Here is a 19,132-nt window from a genome sequence, read left to right as displayed (position 1 = left end):
GGGCCTGAATCACAGCATGCCAACGTCGGACCTGAAAGTCCGACTTACGGGGTGCGTCCGGTGATGTTGAGCACCACCCCTTGTACGCCCGTTTTCACGCCGGGCAACTCCACCTGAAAATCATCCGGCTGCTTTTGGGCTGCGCCTGTTTTGGAAATCCGCGCGACCAAGCGAACCTGTTTCAAATCCGACAGCACCGGTGGCGCGCCCATGCCCATGCTGTCGCTCAGCGCAAAGGGCACCGGCCATGCGGTGGGCGTGCCGCGCCAAATAGCCACGGGGCGGCGCGCGCCCTCTTCGGCCAGCGCATACACGAACAAAGTGGCACCCGAGCCAATTTGGCTTTGCACCAGCGCTGACACACGCACTTCGCCCTGAATGAGGGCGCGGCTGTGGCCTGCTGCGGACGCCTTCGCAGACAACAGCGCATTGGGCGATGCCAGGGCTACGGCGCCGTCGCTTTGACCTGCTGGCGTTGACACAGCCGCTGCCTTGGCCATCTCACCCGCTTGGGCCAATGCCTGCTGCAGGCCTTGCGCGGCCTCGCTTTCGGCAGGCACCAAAGCCAGTGCTTGCTGCCAATAAGTTTGCGCTGCGGAGTGCCGTTTTTCGGACAGCGCGGCACTGCCCGCCAACACAAGCGCGTTCAGGTGCTGGGGTTGATCACGCAGCACGTTTTGAATCCACTGCCAGGGTTCGCCGGTGTAGATACCCCCCGCGCTCAAGGCTTTCATTTGCGCACGTTCGATCCACAGATCGGGCTCAGGCGACAAGGCCAGCACACGGGCCAGGGCCTGCTCGGCCGGGGCATGCGCGTTTTGGGCGGCGTGCAAACGCGCCAAGGTCAGCCAAGCCTGGGCATCCTCCGGACGTTTTTGCGTGGCTTCTTGCCACAACCGGGTTTGCTCGGTCAGTTGTTCAGGCGTGGTGGCCTTGATCTGCACACGCTGACTCAAAGGCACAGGCCACCAGGTCTGCGGCGCGCCCAGTTGCAGGTAACTCACGGCACTCAGCACGGCCAGCGCCAACACCACCCAAGCCCAGCGCACTGGGGCTACAGGATGGCCCGAGGCTTGCATCGGCGTCGCATCGACCAACAGATGGCGCAACGCCTCGTCGCGTGCAACGGCATGCTGAGCGATGTTCAGACGGCCTTCGGCCAAAGCGGTGTCCAGATCCTTCAGGTGTTGCTGCTGGATGCGCCGATGGGCTTGGGACTGCACGTCCTCTGGCGTGGTCAGGGCAGCACCTGCAGACGCGTGTGTCTGCGATTTCAGGCCGCGCTGCAAGACCCAAGCTGCCAGCACAGCGAGCAGCAACAAGGCCAAAAACAGCGCCATCCAAGGGGGCACAACAGACATCAGGACTCCAGCAGTTGACGGGCGCGTTCGCGCTCGCTGTCGGTCAAGGGGGCAGGCGTCGCAGGGCTGCGGCGCATCAGGCGAAGTGCCACAGCCAATGCGCCCAACAACAACACAAAAGGTCCAAACCACAACAGCCAAGTCACAGGTTTGACCTCGGGCTTGTAGAGCACAAAGTCACCATAACGGCTGACCAAAAAACTGCGGATATCGGCATCGCTTCGGCCCTGCTCGATCAGGCTGCGCACTTCGCGGCGCAGGTCCACCGCCAGCTCGGCATTCGACGAAGCCAGCGATTCGTTTTGGCACACCAGACAACGCAACTCGGCCGCGATGTGATCCCAGCGGGCCTGCACAGTGGCCGACATGGGCGCCTCAGCGTGCGCCGCTATGGGCACGCCCACACCCGGCAAAGTCGCCTGCACACCCTGCAGGACTGCCGCACCGCTTGCAGCCTTGCTTGTCGCGGTTGCACCTGTCGGTGCTTGGGCTGCCACGCATGCACCCCACAAGCAAACGCTGGCCAGAAAATATTTCAGCACTGCGCGCATCAGTTCACCCCTCGCAGCAAGGGCAATAGTTTTTGCTGCACCACATCGGGCGTCAAGGCCCCAGCGTGCTTGAAGCGCACCACGCCTTCGCGGTCAATCAGATAGGTTTCAGGCAAGCCGTACACGCCAAAATCCATGCCCACTCGACCGTCCATGTCCAGCAGGTTCACGTCAAAAGCCTGGCCTTGTTTTTGCAACCAAGCCTGACTGCGGGCCGTGGCTTTTTGCACCGACTCGAGGCTTTGCGAGTCCTGACCCGACAGCTCCGAGGCCTGCAGTTCTTTGTAATTGATGCCCACCATGTTGAGGCCGGGCTGCCGAGACAGCGCCATCAAGATCGGGTGCTCTTCCTTGCAACCCGCGCACCAAGTGGCCCACAGGTTGATCAAGGTGAGCTGCCCCTTGAATTGCTCAGCGCTGAACACGCCCTGCCCGCCCACCACGGGCAACTCAAAAGCCGGTGCGGGGCGGCCAATGAGCGGCGAGGGAATCTCTTGCGGGTTGCGCGTCAAGCCCACGGCCAAAAACACCACCATGCCCAAAAACAGCACCAGCGGCAAAAACACCCAGCGCGGCATGCGCCGAGCTGGGGCGTTGGCAAAAGCGCCGCTCATGACAAAGCTCCTTTGATCAACCCACCAGGCGTTGCAGCGCGGTCAAGCGAAGGGGCCTGTCGGTAGCGCCGATCAAAAGCAGCCAGCCCACCCCCCAAGACCATGAAGACCGCGCCCAACCAGATCCACGACACAAAAGGCTTGTGGTAGACCCGAAAACTCCACTGCGGCGGCTCACCCGCCAAAGGCTCGCCCAAAGAGACATAACGGTCACGCCACAGGTTGCGGTCAATCGCCGCCTCGGTCATGGGCATGGCGCTCGACACATATCGGCGTTTTTCAGGCTGCAGCGTGCCCACTTGGCGTTCACCCTCAAAGACGTTCATCTGCGCGCGCAAGGCCAAGTAATTGGGCCCGAGGTGGTTGTCCACGCTGATCAGTTGGTAACGCGCCCCCGCCACCGTGACCGAATCGCCCAGGCCCAAACGCACATCGCGCTCCACCTGAAACGACTTGACGCCCGTGATGCCCAGCACCAGCACCGCCACGCCCAGGTGCGCCACCTGCATGCCCCACCAAGCCAGACCCGGCGATCCGGGCAAACGCAAGCGCTGCACGGTTTGCCAAGCGCCCGACAACACAATCCAGCCTCCCAGCGTGCCGCCCATCACCGTGAGCCAACCGCCTGCAGTGGTCACGGCCTGAGCATCCTGCGGCGCAGCGCCCCAACTGGCCCAAGCGCTGGCCGCCAGCAGCGCCAGCGTCCCCGGCACCAAGACCGAGCGCACCGCCGCCCAGCGCGCCACATGCCAGGGCACCACCGTGCCCGGCACCATGGCCAAGAGCAGCGGCACCATCAGGGGCACAAACACGCTGTCGAAATACGGCGGCCCCACAGACAGCTTGCCAAGGTTGAGCGCGTCGATGATCAGCGGGTACAAAGTGCCCAGCAGCACCGCCGCCATGGCCACCACCAGGAGCACGCTGTTGAGCAACAAAAACGATTCCCGCGAACCCGCCACCGGCTGCGAGGCATTGGCCCACTGCGGCGCACGCCAGGCAAACAAGGCCAGCGACACGCCCACCACCACGGCCAAAAACATCAAAATAAAAATACCCCGCGAAGGGTCGGTGGCGAACGCATGCACCGAAGTCAACACACCCGAGCGCACAAGGAAGGTGCCGAGCAAGCTGAGCGAAAACGCGCCAATGGCCAGCAGCACCGTCCAGGCTTTGAACTGCCCGCGCTTGTCGGTGACCATGAGCGAATGGATGAGCGCCGTAGCCACCAGCCAGGGCATGAGCGAGGCGTTTTCCACCGGGTCCCAAAACCACCAGCCGCCCCAGCCCAATTCGTAATACGCCCACCACGAACCCAAGGCGATGCCCAGCGTCAAAAAGCCCCAGGCCGCCACCGTCCAGGGCCGCGCCCAACGCGCCCAAGCGGCATCGAGCCTGCCCGACAGCAGCGCCGCCATGGCAAAAGCAAAGGCCACCGACAAACCCACATAACCCATATAAAGCATGGGCGGGTGAATCACCAAACCCGGGTCTTGCAGCAAGGGCGTGAGGTCACGCCCCTCGGCAGGAGCCGGGAACTGCCGTGCAAACGGGTTGGACAGCGTGAGGATGAAGGCCAAAAAGCCCACTGACACCGCACCCATGACGCCCAGCACCTGAGCAACCAAGCCCTGCGGCAAGCGCTTGGAAAACGTGGCCACCGCCACCGACCACAGCGACAGCATCAGCACCCACAGCAGCAGCGAGCCCTCGTGGCCCGCCCAGATGGCAGAGAGGCGATACGGCTTGGGCAGCAAGGTATTGGAATGGTGGGCCACGTACTTGACGCTGAAATCGTGCCCATAAAAAGCGTGCCACAAAGCACCAAAGGCCAGCACGATCAGGACCAGCTGCAAGATCGCCAAAGGCCGGGCCAAGCTTTGCCAGCCTGCACGCTCCGCCGACAAGCTGCCCCACAGCGGCATCACCGCTTGGGCCAAGGCGACCCAGGCCGCCATGATCAAGGCCAGATGGCCGACTTCAGGCCACATACACGGCTCCGTTCATGTCAGTGCGCTTCACCGCACCACCGCCGCGCCCATTCGGGCCTTGGCCGCTTCGTCCAGCGCGTGCTGGGCTTCGGGCGGCATGTAGTTTTCATCGTGCTTGGCCAGCACTTCGCTGGCCACGAACATCTGGCCCGCGTCCAGTCGGCCTTGCGCCACCACGCCCTTACCTTCTTTGAACAAATCGGGCAGCAGGCCCACATAGCGCACCGGCACTTCGCGCTGCGTGTCGGTCACCACAAAGGCCACCGCCATGCCATCGCGCTGGATGCTGCCAGCCTTGACCAAACCCCCGACCCGAAAGTGCCCCTCTTTGGGCGCTTCACCCGCTGCCACTTGTGTGGGCGTGAAGAAAAACACCAGGTTGCTTTGAAACGCATTGAGCACGAAATAGGCTGCGCCGCACAACAACAGCACACCCAGCCCGATGCCAAGACCTCGTTTGTGGCGGCTTTTCATGTCGCAGTTCCTTGAGAAAAATGTGGGGCGCGGGATGTCTCAGCGGGAAAAGCCTTAGCACCGACTGAAGTTTCGGCATCCAGGGCCTGTGCGTCCATGGCTTCGCACACCGCGTCCAGCGCTTGCCTGCGGCCCATGCGTGCCAGCGCCACCTCCAAAGCCAGCAAGGCCGCGCTCACGCCCATGCTGCCCCACACATACACGCCATAGCCGCCCATGGCCCAAAACTCAGCAGCGCTTTGCCAAATCATGCGGCACCTCTCAATGCGCGTTGCGCGCGGTGCACCAGCACTTCGGGCAGTTGCTGCACCCAAGCCGCGTGGCTGTCGCGTTCCAAAATCAAACTGCGCACGCGCCACAAAGCGATGGCCGCCGCGTACAACCAAATCGCCAAGCTCATCAGCAGCATGCCGCTCAGCATGATGCTGGCCATGCGCGGCGACTGCGTCAGCGACACCGATGCACCCTGGTGCAAGGTGTTCCACCATTTGACCGAGAAGTAAATGATGGGCACGTTCACCGCCCCCACCACCGCGACCAAGGCGCCTGCCTTGTCGGAGCGGCGCGGGTCTTCGATGGCCGAGGTCAAGGCGATGTAGCCCAAATACAAAAACAGCAAGATCAGCATCGAGGTCAGCCGCGCGTCCCACACCCAATAGGTGCCCCACATCGGCTTGCCCCACAAAGCCCCGGTCCACAGCGACAAAAACGCGAGCAAAGCACCAGTGGGTGCGAGCGCCCTCGTCATCAAACCCGACAAGCGCGTGTTGAACACCAGACCCAACACGCTCCAAAACGCCATGGCCAGGTAAATGACCATGGCCATCCAGGACACCGGCACATGGATGTAAATGATGCGGTAGGCTTGGCCCTGTTGCGCATCAGACGGCGCGACCATGAAACCCACCCACAAGCCCGCCAAGGCCAGCGCCGTGGCCAGCAACGCCAGCACAGGCCACAGGCGCCCAGCCAATGGGTAAAAGTGTTGCGGTGCGGCGTAATGGAACAGCTTCATGTCGGGTCCTTCATTCCAATGCCAGGCGTAAAGCCGCAGCGCTTGCCCAAGGGCTGAACGCGGCCGCTGCCAACAACAAAGCCAGCAACACCGACACATGGGCTTGCGCGCCGAGGCCACGCAGCTGCGCATCGACCGCACCCGCGCCAAACACCAGCACCGGCACATACAAAGGCAAGAGCAACAGCGACTGCAGCACGCCACCGCCGCGCACCCCCAAGGTGAGGGCCGCGCCAATCGCGCCCAGCAAGGACAAGACCGGCGTGCCGATCAACAAGGTCAAGGCCAGCATGGCCAGCGCCTCTGAACTCAAGCCGTACTGCAAACCCAAGAGCGGCGACAGCAGCACCAAAGGCAGACCCGCGATCAACCAGTGCGCCGCCACCTTGGCCGACACCAGCCAGGACAGGGGCGCGGCCGACAAAGCCATCTGCTCCAGGCTGCCGTCTTGGTGGTCGGCCTCAAACAAACGGCCCAGGCTCAGCATGCTGGCCAGCAAAGCCGCCACCCACAACACCCCTGGCCCGATCAGGCGCAACGTGTTCGGCTCGGGGCCAATGGCCAGCGGAAACAAGGCCGCCACCAACACAAAGAAAAACACCGCCCCCAACCACTCGGCCTTGCGCCGAAAGGCCAGGCGCAGGTCGCGGAGCAACACGCCGCCCATGGCCTGCCAGGGGTTGGGCAATGGCTGCGGGTTCGGGTGCGGATGCGCTGGCACAGGAACGCTCATGGCTGGAGTGTTCATGTGTGGCCCGCCTCACGGCCAGTCTCTCGACCCAATTGCAGACGCGCACCCGGTCCTTGCAGGCCCACATCGTGGTGGCTGGTCATGACCACCGCGCCACCCGCGTCCACATGCGACTGCAGCAAGGCGCGGGCCGTGGCGGTGGCCTGCGCGTCCAGGCCCACCAAGGGTTCGTCCAATATCCACAGCCGCGCCGGGCTGGTGCGCAAACGCGCCAAAGCCACACCTTGCCGCTGGCCTTGCGACAACACTCGCACGGGCAAGTGGGCACGGCTTTGCAGGCCTTGGGCGGCCAGCGCTTGCACCGCCTGCTCGCGGCTGAGCGCCAAGCCACTGACTTGGGCATCCGCGCACAGGTTTTCACAAGCGGTGAGGTCGGGCTTGAGGCCCAAGGCGTGTCCGATGTAATGCAGCACCGAACGGTCTGGGCGCGAAATTGGGGAGTGCGAGGAAGAAGGCCACAACACCTGACCGCGTGCCGCCGGAGACAGGCCGCACAGGATGCGCAGCAAACTGGTCTTGCCGCAGCCGTTGCCGCCTTCGATGTGCAGCCAACTGCCCGCAGGCACGGAAAAGCTCACGCCTTCGAATAAGGTCCGCTGGGCCTTTTGGCAGGCGAGGTCCATCGCAGTGAGCACCCAAGACGCCATAAAAAGGCTTTCCGGTCGGTTGAAGACAAAACAAAGTGTAACGATAGATTGACACTTTGTGTATTGAAAGCCTTGATTCAGACCGGTAAATCAGGGTATGCCCTGAGTTTGAGGCTGGAAATAGCCGTAAAAAAACCGCCCGAAGGCGGTTTTTAGAGGTCTCAGCAGGTCTTGACCTGCCTTTGCCTCGTGCATCAGGCCTTTTTGGCCCAAGCCGAGCACCAGCCCTTGGCGGCCACTTGCTTGCCTGCAAACAAGGGGCAACCGCCCGCTGCCGCACCGGCTTTGGCTTGGAACAAAGCGCAGTTGGCGCAGTTGGAACCCGCAGCGAACTTGGGGTTCTTGGCTTTGTCAACCTTGGTGGCGTCGGCTTTGTAAGCCAGACCCGCAGCTTGCGGGTCTTTTTCATCGACCATGGCTTGGGCGGATGCCTCGCTAACGGCCATGACGGCGGTGGCAGCGGTGGCCACTTGCATCATGAAGACGCGGCGGGTGGAAAGTGTGGATGTGAAACGTGACATGCAGGACTCCTCGAAGGGTATGTCAAAAATTACTGGACGGTTCATTGTGCGCCACTTCAGTCACTTTGTCATGTAACCCGAGATACTTGAGCAAAACACACAGGAAAGCCTTGGTTTATGAATGTCAACCATGTTGGACATGCCCATGTCAGAATGCGGCACACATCCACACCTCTTCTACAAAGGTTTTGACATGCTGCAACTGCTAATAGGCTTGGTGCTCTTTTTGGGCATTCACTCACTGCAAAGCCTGGCCCCGCAGATGCGCCAAAACGGCCTAGCCCGCTGGGGTACGCTCGGCTTCAAGGCGGTTTATGCAGCAATTGCCGTGCTCGGTCTTTACCTGCTGGTGCAAGGCTACGGCCAAGCGCGCCTCGATCCGTTGGTGCTGTGGACGCCACCTCGCGGCATGCAGCACGCCACGATTTTGCTGATGTGGGTGGCCATGGTCCTGCTGGTGGCCAGTTATGTGCCAGGTAACCAAATCAAGGCAAAACTGCGCCATCCCATGACCTTGTCGGTCAAGGTCTGGTCGCTCGGCCATTTGTTGTCCAACGGCAACTTGGCCGATGTGCTCTTGTTCGGCGGCTTCCTGGTCTGGTCTGTGCTGGTGTTCCGCGCCGCCCGCAAGCGTGACCGCATGAGCATGCACACTGCGCCCGAAGGCAAACTGCTGGGAACTTTGCTGGCAGTGGTGGTGGGCACCGGCGTATGGGCGGCTTTTCTGATGGGTGGCTTGCACGTTTGGCTGGTCGGTGTGATGCCCTTCACACGGGCGGGTGGCTAACGGGTCTTGCGAAGTGGCCCGGCCCCCGAAGCGTGCACGTAAAATTCTGACATCAAGTGTAAATTTAACTTGACACTTTGCCGTGTCTTTTGGATGATGTGCTGAGAACAGTTTTGCGGAACGCCCCATGGCATTGACCTTCCCTTTCGCGGCCATCGTTGGTCAAGATGAAATGACCCTCGCCATCCAGGTGGTGGCGGTGGACCCATCCATTGGCGGCGTGCTCGTCCTGGGTGATCGGGGCACCGGCAAATCCACCGCCGTGCGTGCGCTGGCCGACCTGCTGCCGCCTATCCAGGTGGTCAAAGGCTGCCCTTACCGCTGCGACCCGGCCAAACCCGCAGGCAGCTGCCCAGTCTGCCAAGTCCGAGACCAGAAAAGCAAAGTCACGACCGAGCGTCAGAGCGTGGCCGTGGTGGACCTGCCTTTGGGCGCGACCGAAGACCGCGTGGTCGGCGCACTCGATCTGGAAAAAGCCTTGTCGCAAGGCGTCAAATCTTTCGCCCCCGGACTGCTGGCACAAGCACACCGGGGCTTTTTGTACATTGACGAGGTCAACCTGCTGGACGACCATTTGGTGGACCTGTTGATCGACGTGGCCGCCTCGGGCGAAAACCTGGTCGAGCGCGAAGGCCTGAGCGTGCGCCACCCCGCCCGCTTTGTGCTGGTGGGCAGCGGCAACCCCGAAGAAGGCGAGCTGCGCCCGCAACTGCTGGACCGTTTTGGCTTGTCGGTGCAGGTGCGCACGCCGCAAGACTTGGCGCTGCGCGTGAGCATCATCAAGCGCCGTGACGCCTTCGACAAAGACCCCGCCGCCTTCAAGACGCTGTGGCACAAGGACAACCAGAAGCTGCAAAAACGCATCCTCAAAGCGCGTGAGCTGCTGGACCAAGTGGAAGTGAGCGACGACATGCTGATGCTGTGCGCACGCCTCTGCCAACAACTGGGCACCGACGGCCTGCGCGCAGAACTCACGCTGTTGCGCGCCACCCGGGCCTATGCCGCGCTGCAAGGCCACAAGGCCGTCAAGCCCGAACATCTGCAAAGCATGGCACCGCTGGCCTTGCGCCACCGGCTGCGGCGCAACCCGCTGGACGACACCGACTCGGGCGCACGCGTCCAGCGCAGCGTGCAAGAAGTGCTGGCCGCCTGAAAGGGCCTGCGCGCATGATCCGCGAGTCCACGCCACAACAAGCAGCCTCTGACCCAGTGGAGCGCTGGCACGATGCGCTGACGGCGCTGCAACTGCTGCAAATCGACCCCCATGGTTTTGGCGGCGTGTGCCTGCGCGCGCCGCACGGCCCGGTGCGCGAGCGCTGGCTGCAAGCGTTGACCGATCTGGGCTTGAGCCTCGTTAAAGTGCCCGGCTCGGTGGACAGCGAGCGGCTGCTGGGCGGCATCAACCTGGCCCACACCCTGCAAACCGGCCAACTGTACATGCAAGCGGGGTTGCTGCAACAAGCCGACCAAGGCTTGGTGTGCCTGCCCATGGCAGAGCGCCTGTCACCCGCCCTGCTCGCGCCTTTGGTGCAAGCCTTGGAGCAAGGCCAGGTGCCGCCCAAAAGCCACAACGCAGCACCCACACTCACCCGCTTTGGCGTGGTGGCGCTCGACGAATCTTTGCCCGACGAACCGGGCGTGGGCGCGGCCTTGGCCGAGCGCTTGGGTGTGTGGCTGGACCTGCACGAGCTCTCGCCCAGCGACATCCACGCGGACTGGACCGATGCCCACACCGAGGGCCTGCACCTGCGGCTGAGCCCCGGCGCTCTGGCCCGCGCCCGCGAGCAGCTGGCTCAAGTACAAGCCAGCGACGACCAGATGCAAGCGCTTTGCGCAGCGGCACTGGGCCTAGGCATCGGCTCTTTGCGCGTGCCCAGCCTAGCGCTGCGCCTGGCCTGCGCGCATGCGGCACTGAACGGGCGCCAGGCGCTGGAGGCGGACGATCTGGGCTTTGCCGCGCGCTGCGTGCTCGCGCCGCGCGCCACACAGTGGCCCGCCGAGCCTTCTGCACAAGAGGCAGAACCTGCGCCACAGGAAGACGTGACGTCACCACAAGAGCCGCCATCACAGCCGCCAGAACCTCCAGAAAACGCCGACGAAGCGCCCGACGACGACGCGGAAAAAAACAAGGACCCCAGTCCACCTCCAGAGCCCAGTGCCGAAGACCTGCAAGAAATGATGGTCGCTGCGGCCTTGGCCAGTTTGCCACCGCACATGCTCGACGCGTTGATGACGCGCCAAGGCGCGACCAGCCTCAACACATCCGGGCGCAGTGGCCAGACCCGCGCAGGATCGCAACGCGGCCGCCCCCTGCCGCCACGCCCAGGCCGCCCCGGCGGTCAGGCGCGCCTACATGTGCTGGCCACCTTGCGCGCCGCCGCGCCCAAGCAGCGCTTGCGGCAAGCGCACAGATCCGGCCGCGTGGCGATTCGCGCCGAAGACTTTCACATCCAGCGCTACCAGCAGCGCGCCTCCAGCTGCCTGATCCTGGCGCTCGACGCCTCCGGCTCGGCCGCGCTGCAACGCCTGGCCGAAGCCAAAGGCGCGGTCGAGTTGCTGCTGCAGCAGTCGTATGCCCGGCGTGACAGCGTGTGCATCGTGGCCTTTCGGGGTGCACAGGCGCAGTTGTTGCTGCCTGCCACACGCTCACTGGTGCGCGCCAAACGCGCCATGACAGGCCTGCCTGGCGGTGGTGGCACGCCGCTGGCCCTGGCCCTCAAAATGGCGCACGAACAAGCGGCGCAATTGCAGCGCCAAGGCGTCACACCCATCTTGGTGGTGCTGAGCGACGGGCGCGCCAACGTCACGCTGCAAGGCTTGGGCGGCCGTGCACAGGCGCAAAGCGATGCGCAAAGCTGGGGCCAGCAATGGCGTGCCAGCGGCCACCGCGCCTTGTGGATCGACACCTCCATGCAGCCCGACGCACAAGCGCAGCAACTGGCCAGCACCATGGGCGCAAGCTACCTGCCCATGCCGCAGGTGCAGTCGCAGCGCATGGCCAGCGCGATCGAGCGCGTGCGCAGTCCGCAGGTCTGATCGGCCATGTTTGACCGCTTCTACCCAGGCATGGCTTGGGCCGACCACCAAACCCAGTCCAAGCTTTGGCCACACGCGCAGCACAGCCGTATGGTGCAGGCGGGCGGCATCCAGTGGCATGTGCAACAGATGGGCCAAGGCCCCTGCATGCTGCTCTTGCACGGCACCGGCTCGGGTAATTTCAGTTGGCGCGGCTTGCTGCCTGCGCTGGCCGAGCACTTCACGGTGGTCGCGCCCGACCTGCCCGGCCACGCATTCACCAGCCGGGGGCCTGAAGGCGCACTGTCGCTGCCCGGCATGGCCGAAGGCCTGCGGGCACTCCTGCTCCAGCTCAATCTCACGCCCCAGGTCATCGTGGGTCACTCGGCCGGTGCGGCCATTGCCGCGCACATGGCACTGCACTTTGAGAGCGCGTCGCGCAGCACCCTGATTGGCCTCAACCCAGCGTGGTTACCGCTGCCCGGCGTGGCCTCTTGGTTGTTTGGCCCAGCGGCCAAACTCGCGGCCCTCAACCCCCTGTCGGCTTGGGCCACCGCCAAACTGGCGGCCAAACCGGGCGCAGTGGCCGAATGGCTGAGTCGCACCGGCTCCACGCTGGATGCACAGGGCTTGGATTTGTACACCCGCGTGCTGAGCGACTCGGGCCATGTGCACGGCGTGCTGTCAATGATGGCGGCGTGGCGTCTTAAGCCACTGGCCGCGCGCCTGCACGAGATCCGCAACCCGGTGTGCATGCACATCGGTGCGCAAGACCTGACCGTGCCGCCCTCTTTAGCCGACGCGGCCTGCCGGCTGTTGCCTCAGGCGAGGCAACTCATCCAGCCTGGCCTAGGCCATCTGGCGCATGAACAGGAGCCTCAAGGTACGGCTGAGCTCATCCTGCGCTGGTGCGCGCAAGGTTAAACAGGCACTGGCTGCCCTTGGGCCGTTTGCTGAATTCAGCTGGCTCGGCCCAAGTGCTTGAGCGCATCCACAGCCTCTCGCGCATCGGTGAAGATGGCGTCCGCACCCAGATCCTGAGCTGTACATTCCTGCATAAGGAAAATAGGTCCACCCAAAACCACCCGGACCTTCGGATTGCCCGAACTGACCCGCAAATGCCGAATCAGCTCAGGCAAAGTCTGCAATTGCGCCTGAATGGCAACCGAAATACCCACCACATCAAACCACTCGTTGGCCACGGCCCTCAGCAGCTCTGATTCTGTGGAGGAAATCTCCAGCACCACCTCGGCACCAGCCTGCCTGAAAAAGTCGGCCACGATCGTCAGACCGAGGAAATGCTGAGAACCTGGTGCACAGGCCAGCATGATCCGTTCGCGTTCACCCTCCATGCTGGGCCCGGCCGGTGACTCGTAGCCCAGTCGGTAAATCATCTGGTGCATCATCGCCAAACCGCAAGTGACCTGGGTGAAATCACACAAGTCTTGCTCCCATAAAACCCCCAGATGGCGAGCTGCCGGTGTGATCAGTTCTAGAAAAATACGGTCGTGCGCCAAGCCCCTGGCCACGAGAGCATTGACGATTTCGTTGGCTTGGCGGGTATCCCCGCTCAGGCAGTGCTGCGTGAAAACCAGAAACTCCGGCTGCTCCGACAGCACATCCTGCTCGCGCAAGGCTTGGACCTTGGCAGGAAATAACTGGTGCACATTGAGCAATCGGGGAATGATCTGCTGTTCGATCACTGCCAACAGAGAGTCCTTGCAGTCGTCCTGCTGACTGGCCATGGGCTGGTAAGCATTTGAGTGACCACCCGAGTTGTTGAACCCAGACATGAGCGTTCCTTGCAGCATGAGCGTGTCACCCTTGAGGAAGGTAAAAACCGGGGCGTTGATCCGCCAGCAACATAGCATGCCGGTTCGCAGCTGCAAATGACTTTATAAAATTTTTAACCAAGCTCTACAAGCATGAGAAACCCTAGGCTTGACAGGTCTTGAAAGCCTTTTTGAGCACCAAAATTCGTGCTTGCCTAGCGAAAAGCGTCCACAAGAGAAGACCACTTTGAAGAAATGGTCAAAGCCGTTTGCGGCCGTGTTGTCACCAAATACCGACAAAAGGGCCGTTGAGTTGAACGGTTTGAAGGTTCAGTACGGCGGCAATGCTGACCCACACCCAATAAGTGATGAGCAGCAAACTGGCCCAACGCGACAAGCGCCAAAGGCCCACCATCAAGGCCACGATGGACAGCCACAAAAACACCACCTCCAACAGCGCCCAGTCTGGGCGTTGCAACTTGAAGTAAAGTGCACTCCAGACGATGTTGAGCACGGCATTCACGCCAAACAACCAGGCCACGCGGCGGCGCAGCGCGGGGGTGTCGGCCGCTTGCCAAGCCAGCCAAGCACTGATGGCACACAAGGTGAAGATGGTGCTCCAAATCACGCCAAAGGCAGCGTCTGGCGGTTTCCAGTCCGGGTGGCGCAAGGCAAAGTACCAAGGCCCCAGCTCGGTCAGGGCTGCGCCGATACCTGCCGTGGTGTAGCTCAGCAAAAAGGCCAAGGCCAACCGGATCCATGCTTTTTTATCCATGCGCGGCATTGTCCTTGACTTCAGGCCGCGGTCCTTTTGCCCTGACGCGCCAAAGGTTTCAGCGCAAAAAATCGACCAAAGCCTTGAGCGAGACCTCTGACGCTTCTTCGTGCGGCAAATGCCCCACACCAGGGTATAAAAACAGACGGCTGCCGACAATCGCTTGGAGGTAATCGCGCGCATTGCTGGCTGGAATCATGGCATCAGCCTCCCCCCACACCAACAATGTGGGGGCCTTGATCTGACGCAGCATAGGTCCTGGCTCTTGCAACACGGTTTGCTTCAAGCGGTCCAGCATGGCCTGGCGTGCACCGGGCGCGAGCAACAGCTCGTGGTAACGGGTGGTCAGCGCATCGGTCAGGCTCTCGGGCTTCGCGTAAGCAGATTTGAGGCTCATGCGCAGCAGGGGTTTGGGCAGCACTTGGCGCATCAAGCTCAAGCTGAAGGGCACATCCATGGGTTTGCCATATTCAAAGCCTTCGCTGGCAAAGCCATCGGGCGCAATCAACACCAGTTTGTCGGTGCGCTCGGGGTGTTGGGCGGCAAAAGTCCAGGCGATGCGTCCTCCCATCGAATGACCCACCAGGGTAGCGCTTGACACACCCAATTCGTCCAGCAAACTGCGCAGCAACTGAAGGCTGCGTGCGTCGGTGTAGTCGTGCTCAGGATCGGGCGGACTCAGGCCGCTGCCGGGCAAATCCAGACGGATCACGCGATGGGTTTCGCTCAGACCCCGGGCCCAAGCATCCCAGGTTTGCAAGCTGGCGCCAAAGCCATGCAGCAAAACAACAACAGGCGCCTGCCGGGGGCCGCTGTCACGCACATGCAAACGCCATGGCCCCACCGTGCGCAGATCAGCAGGAGCCTCCAGGTACCGTGCTTCCAAATCGGCGCGCGGCAAGTCAGGCGTCCACAGCCCAAACAACAACACCGTCAAAACACTCAGCGTCGTCAGGGTCAGCATGACCGAAAGCCTTTTCATGTATCGCGGTCCGCGTGCGCGGACCGGGCCCTGTCAAATGGCAAACATCAGCAGCAACACCATTTGCAAACCGTAGATGATCATCAAGCCCAATTTGTAGGTGTCGCGCAAGGTGTCAGACAGCCGCAGCATTTTCCGGTCCAGCCACCAATAAGCAGCCCCGCACAAGCCCGTCATGAGCAAGAAAATCGTGGCCATCCATGAAGGCTGCATGTTCGCACTCCTGAGCAAAAATCGGTTTTTTTGATGGGATCAAATTGGGACAGGCCAAGGCATCAGGTTCGTGCCAAGCCCAGCAGGTGCGCCATGTCCTTCAGGAAAATCCGCACATGGGCCATCGGGTCCTTGCGCGCCAGTTCCTTGTTCATGTAGGACTCAAAGGTCAGGCGCTGCACGTCGCGGTCTTCGCAGATCTTGACGAACTTTTCGCGGCGTTTGTCGTTTTGGTACCAGAAGTACTGCATCACGCCCAAGATCCAGAACACGCGGCCGTGCTGCTTCATGAAGCTCTTGCGGCCTTGTTTCAGGCAAGCGCTGTTGCCGGTTTTGAGGGCCATGTGTGCAGCTTGGGCCACGCGGCGGGCGCAGTCCATGGCGTAGTAAATGCCCTCGCCCGACGACGGGGCCACCACACCAGCGGCGTCACCGATCACCACCACGTCGCGGCCGTTGTCCCATTGAGGCAAGGGTTTGAGCGGGATGGGCGCGCCTTCGCGGCGCAAAGTGGGTGCGTGGGTCAGACCCGCAATTTCGCGCAAACGGGCCGTGGCGCTGCGCAGCGAATAACCCTTGTCGGCGCTGCCCATGCCCACGCTCATGGTCTTGCCGTGCGGAAAGACCCAACCGTAAAAGTCGGGCGACACCTCGCCTTGGTAATACACATCGCATCGCGCCGCGTCGTAGCCGGGCTGCCCCACGGGCGACTCGATGATCTCGTGGTAAGCAAAAACATATTTGGTTTTGTGCGCGTTGGGAATGGCCTGGCGCGCCACTTCTGAGCGCGCCCCATCGGCCCCCACCACCATGCGGGTGGACACTTTGACCGGTTGGGCATGCTCAGCGGCCGAATGCTCTTTGGGCGTGACCGGGGTGTAGTGCACCCACAACTGACCGCTGTCGTCGTGCTGCAGCTTGTCAAAAATCGCCTGACAGCGCACCGCACCCGACTGGGCGGCACGTTCGCGCAAATACTCGTCAAACTCGTCGCGGTCCACCATGCCCACAAAGCCGTTGTCGATCGGGATGTCAACTTTGTTGTCGGTGGGCGAGATCATGCGGGCGCAGCGCACCTTGGCCACCAGCAGGTGGTCGGGGATGTCGAAGTCCTGGATCAGGCGCGGCGGTATCGCGCCGCCGCAGGGTTTGGTGCGCCCCTGGCGGTCGAGCAGCAAGACGCGCCAGCCTTGGCGCACCAAATCGTGTGCGGCAGTGGCACCCGAAGGCCCTCCGCCCACCACCACAAAGTCGTAATCGGTTTGGTTCATGAGCTTGACCCACCTTTGAGCAATACGGGACCGTCAAAACGCAAAGGCGCTCGCTGCGTTGCAGGGCCGGTGCGCAGGCGCGAAGCCACCGCTGCCGAGACCGCAAACATGAGCGCTTGCATGCCAAACACGGCCGCATAGGCCGTGCGCTGTTCACCCAACAAGGCATGGGCCAGGTCGCTGGCCGCAGTGCCCAGCAATCCACCCAAGCCAAAGGCCGCCGCTTGCGCCGCGCCCCACAAACCCATGCGTGTGCCTTCGCGGCCCGCGCCGCCTTCGCCAGCCAGGCGCATCATGGTGGCGATGGCCGCGATGGAAAACGCGCCATTGGCCACACCGAGGAAGACCACATTGGCCTTGAGCGGCCAATCGGCCGACAAGGCCGAGCTGACCAAACCCACCGTGGCCAGCGCCGACACCAGGCAGCCGCCCACCATCCAGGCCTGCACCGAGCCCAGACGCCCAGCCACCCAGCGCGAACCAGCGCCAGCCACCGCCAGCATGCCGATCAGCACGCCCATGTGGTGCCAGCCCGACAGCTGCGTGGTCTGGCCCGGGGTGAAGCCGTGCACCGCGCCCGCAAAGGGCTCCAGAATCAAATCCTGCGCGCTGTAGGCGAGCATGGACATGAACACAAACACGGTGAAGGTGCGCGCCGCAGGCTCGGCCCAGACCTCTTGGAAAGCCTCTTTGAAATTTTGCTTTTGCAGGCGCTCGTTGCCCATGCTGGGGACTGCGCCTACGCTAGGGTCGCCGTCTTTCTCCAGGCCCCACAAACACAGCGCTGTGATGAGTGCCGTGAGCAAGCTCAGCCCTGCCGAGACCTGCAACAGCACCTGTGGGCTGTAGGGGTCGATCAACTTGCCCACCACACCGGCAGTGACGGCAAAGCCCACGATCATCATCAGCCACACGGTGGTAGCAGCCGGTGCGCGTCGCTCGTCGGGCACGCGCTTGGCCATCAGGGCCAGCAGCGAGGTGCCGCAAGCGCTCACGCCCAAACCAATCAGGCTGAAGGACAGCCAAGCCAGCAAAGCGCCGTACACAGGCTCTTGGGCCATCCACACCGTGGCCCAAGCGGCCATCACGCCGCCCACGCCCAGCACCAGCATGCCGCCCATCATCCAGGGCGTGCTGCGTCGCCCCTTGTCAGAACCAAATCCCATGCGCGGGCGCACCATCTGCACCGCGTAATGCCAAGCCACCAAAAAACCCGGCAGCAAGGCGGGCAGTGCCAACTCGACCACCATGATGCGGTTGAGCGTGGACGTGGTCACCACCACCACCGCGCCCAAACAGGCCTGGATCAGCCCCAGGCGGATGATCTGGAACCAGCCAAATACGGAGGCATTCACCTGCGCGTTCATAGAACCCCCACACTGGGTTGCAATCCGTGCAACTGGCGCAGGCCCCAGGCGCTGACCATCATGCCGCTGACGAACAGCGGCACGCCAAAGGCCGACACATGCAAGGCGCGCTCCACGGGCTGACGCAAAAACTTGGCCATCAGGGGCCACTGCGCCAGCGCCAAAGCCAAAACGGCTGCAGCGTGCCAAGGCAACTGCCAATTCAGCAGCAAAGCCGCCACCACCACTTGAGGCAGCACCATGAACACACAAGCCATGCGTGCTGCGCCGTGCGCCCCCAGCTGCACCGGCAGCGAGGCCACGCCCATGCGGCGGTCGCCCTCAATGGCCTTGAAGTCGTTGAGCGTCATGATGCCGTGTGCCCCCACGCTGTAGAGCAGCGCCAGCGCCACCGAGTACGGCCCCGGCCAAGCCCCGCCCAACATGACGGCCGTGCCGGTCAGCCAAGCCAAGCCTTCGTAACTCAGGGCGCAAGCCGCATTGCCCCACCAGCCGTTGTTTTTCAGGCGTACGGGCGGCGCGCTGTAGGCCCACGACAGCGCAATGGCCAAGGCGCAGGCCGCAAAACCCCAAGGCCCCATGAGCGTGGCCCAGATCAGCGACAAAGCGGTCCAGCCAATCGCGATGCCCAGCCCCCAGCGTCCGGGCATGCGGCCCGAGGGGATGGGACGGTTCGGTTCGTTGATGGCATCCACATGCCGGTCAAACCAGTCGTTCACGGCCTGACTGCTGGCACACACCAGTGGGCCCGTCAGCACCAAACCCAACAGCAGCAAAGCCCAGTTCGCACCGATGTCTTGGCCCGAGGCCACCACGCCGCAGGCAAAAGCCCACATAGGCGGAAACCAGGTGATGGGTTTGAGGAATTCGGCCACCGTGCGCAAGGCGGGCCGACCGAGCGGCGGCGCTGAGGCTTGTGTCTGTGGCGCGTGAGCCAAAGGTGGGGTGTCCATGCCCCCATTGTGAAGAGAGTTCTAAAAATGTCAACTAGGATTGACACTTAATGTCAATCCAGCGTGACAACC

At 62.7% G+C, this 19,132-nt stretch carries 21 protein-coding genes; 4 read left to right on the top strand and 17 right to left on the bottom strand.

Going from position 1 to position 19,132, the window contains the following annotated elements; all coding sequences use genetic code 11:
* Nucleotides 1-44 precede the first annotated feature (44 nt).
* From ccmI to ACZ5SR_RS06375, 10 genes are all read right to left on the bottom strand, one after another.
* On the bottom strand, nt 45-1,361 hold the full coding sequence (ccmI, locus tag ACZ5SR_RS06420) for a c-type cytochrome biogenesis protein CcmI (protein WP_464450728.1): 1,317 nt from the start codon (nt 1,359-1,361) through the stop codon (nt 45-47).
* Nucleotides 1,361-1,912, bottom strand: coding sequence for a cytochrome c-type biogenesis protein (locus ACZ5SR_RS06415; protein ID WP_464450727.1), 552 nt, complete (start codon nt 1,910-1,912; stop codon nt 1,361-1,363). The genes ccmI and ACZ5SR_RS06415 overlap by 1 nt, the downstream gene beginning before the upstream one ends.
* Nucleotides 1,912-2,526, bottom strand: a complete 615-nt coding sequence (locus ACZ5SR_RS06410; protein WP_464450726.1) for a redoxin domain-containing protein — start codon at nt 2,524-2,526, stop codon at nt 1,912-1,914. Before ACZ5SR_RS06410 ends, ACZ5SR_RS06415 begins: the two co-directional genes overlap by 1 nt.
* Nucleotides 2,523-4,517, bottom strand: a complete 1,995-nt coding sequence (locus ACZ5SR_RS06405; RefSeq protein ID WP_464450725.1) for a heme lyase CcmF/NrfE family subunit — start codon at nt 4,515-4,517, stop codon at nt 2,523-2,525. The genes ACZ5SR_RS06410 and ACZ5SR_RS06405 overlap by 4 nt, the downstream gene beginning before the upstream one ends.
* 27 nt (nt 4,518-4,544) lie before the next feature.
* Nucleotides 4,545-4,991 carry a cytochrome c maturation protein CcmE gene (ccmE, locus tag ACZ5SR_RS06400; RefSeq protein ID WP_464450724.1) on the bottom strand — a complete coding sequence of 149 codons (447 nt, stop codon included), beginning with the start codon at nt 4,989-4,991 and terminating at the stop codon, nt 4,545-4,547.
* Nucleotides 4,988-5,242 (bottom strand): heme exporter protein CcmD, encoded by a 255-nt coding sequence (ccmD, locus tag ACZ5SR_RS06395; protein ID WP_464450723.1) that lies wholly within the window; start codon nt 5,240-5,242, stop codon nt 4,988-4,990. Before ccmD ends, ccmE begins: the two co-directional genes overlap by 4 nt.
* The gene (ccmC, locus tag ACZ5SR_RS06390) at nt 5,239-6,006 is read right to left on the bottom strand and encodes a heme ABC transporter permease CcmC (RefSeq protein WP_464450722.1); all 768 of its coding nucleotides are present in this window, start codon (nt 6,004-6,006) and stop codon (nt 5,239-5,241) included. Before ccmC ends, ccmD begins: the two co-directional genes overlap by 4 nt.
* A 10-nt stretch (nt 6,007-6,016) precedes the next feature.
* A complete protein-coding gene (gene ccmB / locus ACZ5SR_RS06385; RefSeq protein WP_464451023.1) occupies nt 6,017-6,673 on the bottom strand; it encodes a heme exporter protein CcmB in 657 nt (218 codons plus the stop codon).
* Between the two features lie 77 nt (nt 6,674-6,750).
* Nucleotides 6,751-7,404 (bottom strand): cytochrome c biogenesis heme-transporting ATPase CcmA, encoded by a 654-nt coding sequence (gene ccmA / locus ACZ5SR_RS06380; protein WP_464450721.1) that lies wholly within the window; start codon nt 7,402-7,404, stop codon nt 6,751-6,753.
* Between the two features lie 194 nt (nt 7,405-7,598).
* Nucleotides 7,599-7,925, bottom strand: a complete 327-nt coding sequence (locus tag ACZ5SR_RS06375) for a high-potential iron-sulfur protein (protein ID WP_464450720.1) — start codon at nt 7,923-7,925, stop codon at nt 7,599-7,601.
* A 193-nt stretch (nt 7,926-8,118) separates the two neighbouring features.
* Between ACZ5SR_RS06375 and ACZ5SR_RS06370 the strand changes: the two genes are divergently transcribed.
* From ACZ5SR_RS06370 to bchO, 4 genes are all read left to right on the top strand, one after another.
* The gene (locus ACZ5SR_RS06370; RefSeq protein ID WP_464450719.1) at nt 8,119-8,712 is read left to right on the top strand and encodes an NnrU family protein; all 594 of its coding nucleotides are present in this window, start codon (nt 8,119-8,121) and stop codon (nt 8,710-8,712) included.
* 127 nt (nt 8,713-8,839) lie between these two features.
* Complete coding sequence (gene bchI / locus ACZ5SR_RS06365) at nt 8,840-9,865, top strand: magnesium chelatase ATPase subunit I (protein ID WP_464450718.1); 1,026 nt, start codon at nt 8,840-8,842, stop codon at nt 9,863-9,865.
* A 14-nt stretch (nt 9,866-9,879) separates the two neighbouring features.
* Nucleotides 9,880-11,748: a magnesium chelatase subunit D gene (locus ACZ5SR_RS06360; RefSeq protein WP_464450717.1), complete on the top strand. Its 1,869-nt coding sequence runs from the start codon at nt 9,880-9,882 to the stop codon at nt 11,746-11,748.
* A 6-nt stretch (nt 11,749-11,754) separates the two neighbouring features.
* Nucleotides 11,755-12,651, top strand: a complete 897-nt coding sequence (bchO, locus tag ACZ5SR_RS06355; RefSeq protein ID WP_464450716.1) for an alpha/beta fold hydrolase BchO — start codon at nt 11,755-11,757, stop codon at nt 12,649-12,651.
* A 35-nt stretch (nt 12,652-12,686) separates the two neighbouring features.
* Here the strand turns inward: bchO and ACZ5SR_RS06350 are convergent, their stop codons facing one another.
* The 7 genes from ACZ5SR_RS06350 to chlG form a co-directional block, all read right to left on the bottom strand.
* Complete coding sequence (locus ACZ5SR_RS06350; RefSeq protein WP_464450715.1) at nt 12,687-13,520, bottom strand: cobalamin B12-binding domain-containing protein; 834 nt, start codon at nt 13,518-13,520, stop codon at nt 12,687-12,689.
* A gap of 262 nt (nt 13,521-13,782) precedes the next feature.
* Entirely contained in the window at nt 13,783-14,274 is a 492-nt protein-coding gene (locus ACZ5SR_RS06345; protein ID WP_464450714.1) for a TspO/MBR family protein, read from the bottom strand.
* Between the two features lie 58 nt (nt 14,275-14,332).
* Nucleotides 14,333-15,238: an alpha/beta fold hydrolase gene (locus ACZ5SR_RS06340; protein ID WP_464450713.1), complete on the bottom strand. Its 906-nt coding sequence runs from the start codon at nt 15,236-15,238 to the stop codon at nt 14,333-14,335.
* A gap of 51 nt (nt 15,239-15,289) precedes the next feature.
* Nucleotides 15,290-15,469 carry a hypothetical protein gene (locus ACZ5SR_RS06335; protein WP_464450712.1) on the bottom strand — a complete coding sequence of 60 codons (180 nt, stop codon included), beginning with the start codon at nt 15,467-15,469 and terminating at the stop codon, nt 15,290-15,292.
* 62 nt (nt 15,470-15,531) lie between these two features.
* On the bottom strand, nt 15,532-16,740 hold the full coding sequence (locus ACZ5SR_RS06330) for a geranylgeranyl diphosphate reductase (RefSeq protein WP_464450711.1): 1,209 nt from the start codon (nt 16,738-16,740) through the stop codon (nt 15,532-15,534).
* Entirely contained in the window at nt 16,737-18,095 is a 1,359-nt protein-coding gene (locus ACZ5SR_RS06325; RefSeq protein WP_464450710.1) for a BCD family MFS transporter, read from the bottom strand. Before ACZ5SR_RS06325 ends, ACZ5SR_RS06330 begins: the two co-directional genes overlap by 4 nt.
* A gap of 8 nt (nt 18,096-18,103) precedes the next feature.
* A complete protein-coding gene (gene chlG, locus ACZ5SR_RS06320) occupies nt 18,104-19,060 on the bottom strand; it encodes a chlorophyll synthase ChlG (RefSeq protein ID WP_464450709.1) in 957 nt (318 codons plus the stop codon).
* Between the last annotated feature and the right edge of the window lie 72 nt (nt 19,061-19,132).

The organism is Limnohabitans sp. TEGF002, assembly GCF_055395845.1.
The sequence above is the reverse complement of the archived record's forward strand: the minus strand, read 5'-3'. Positions and strand labels throughout refer to the sequence as shown.